1 protein-coding gene and 1 pseudogene are annotated in these 1,594 nt (G+C 72.0%); both read right to left on the minus strand.

Features of this window, described 5'->3' with window-relative positions:
- Positions 1–887: pseudogene (locus IEZ00_RS34180) on the minus strand (hypothetical protein); the annotation flags it as partial.
- Positions 888–916: 29 nt separating this feature from the next.
- The coding region (locus tag IEZ00_RS34185) for a WXG100 family type VII secretion target (protein ID WP_373293255.1) at positions 917–1,594 on the minus strand (678 nt) is incomplete at its 5' end.

Below are 1,594 nucleotides of genomic sequence, written 5' to 3' on the forward strand. Positions count from 1 at the left end.
TGGGTGACCGGCGGGCCTGCCGGGGTGGGCGTGGGCGTCGGCGTGGGGGTGTTCGGTCCGCCGGGTGGCGGGGTGTAGTGGGTGACCGGCGGGCCGGCCGGAGTGGGCGTGGGCGTCGGTGTGGTCACGTCCGTGTTGCCCGGCGGCGGGGTGTACTGGGTGACCGGTGGCCCCGCCGGGGTGAGCGTGGGCGTGGGCGTGGGCGTGTTCGTCGCGCCGGGCGGCGGCTCGAACTGCGTGACCTGGGGACCGGTCGGGGCACCCGCGGGCTTGGGTCCGGTGCTGCCGGGGTCGCCGTTGATCTGGTCGACCGGCGTGACCTGGGGACCGGCCGGGACGCCTGCGGGCTTGGGTCCGGTGCTGCCGGGGTCGCCGTTGATCTGGTCGACCGGCGTCACCTGCGGACCCACCGGGGCGGGCGTGTGCGGTGCGCTCGCGGGCGCGCCCTGGGGGTTCTTCGCGCCGGAGTCGGTGACGATCTTGTCGAACTGGCTGCCCGCGAACTCGTCGGTCCTGACCTGGGTGTCCAGCGACGCCTGCAAGCCGTCCTTGACCTGGCCCATCGTCTGCGCCGCGTGGTTGGCCTTGTCGATGGACTTGCCGTTGGAGCCGTTCACCGCGACCACCATGGGGATGCCGAACATCCCCAGCGCGTTGACGGCCAGCGTCTGCGTGCTCAGCTGCCCCGCCACGCCCTGGTAGCGGGACTGCAGGTCGCTCGCGTAGCCCTGCAGCGTCTGGATCGAGGACGGCTGCATCAGGAAGCCCGAGGTGCCGGTAGGACCCTGCGGTCCCGACGCCGGGGGCGGTGGCGGCGGCGGAGGGGGTGGGCTGCCGCCGGGGTTGGAGCTGGGGTTGGGGTTGGCGCCGGGGCCGGTGCGTGCCATGTCGAACCTTTCGCGAGCGGGGTGGGGGATCAGCGCGCCTGGTCGACCGCTTTGTCGACCTTGTTCTGCGCCTTCCAGGACTCGTAGGACACCTCGGCCACGTCGGCGACGTTCTCGAACCGGTTCCAGCCCTTGCCGACCTGCTCGGTGATCTCGTCCAGGTTCTTGATCCGCCCCATCTGCCGGGTCATCGCCGCGATCAGCCGGGCGATCCGGGAGGCGATGTTGACGCCCAGCGCCACGGCCTTGCCCACCGCGAAGCCGATGAAGCCCACGATGGACGCGCCGAAGGTGAAGAACGCCGCGGCGGCGGCGGCGATCGCGCCCGCCAGCAGCGAGCCGAGCAGCTGCGCGATCAGGTCGCGCACGATGTCGCGCAGCACCTGCACCAGCACGCCGCAGATGGCCACGATCTTGGCCTTCTTCTCCACCGCGTTGGCCAGCGAGTCCAGCTCCTGGCCCAGGGTGTCCATGTTGGCCTTGAACGCCTCCGACGCCTGGCCGGTCCACCCCTGCGGCTGCGCCAGCGTGTTGCGGTGGGTCTCGGCCAGCGTCCGCATCTCCACCGCGGTCGCCTTGGTCGCCTCGACGTTGGCGTTGATCTCGTCGGGGTCGCCCATCAGCTGGTCCAGCGGCTCCTTGAGGAAGCTCACGTGCTCGATCAGCCAGCCGATGCCCGCGCCCAGCAGCGTGCCGAACGGGTCCAC

This window comes from Saccharothrix coeruleofusca (assembly GCF_014648515.1).
Classification (GTDB): domain Bacteria; phylum Actinomycetota; class Actinomycetes; order Mycobacteriales; family Pseudonocardiaceae; genus Actinosynnema; species Actinosynnema coeruleofuscum.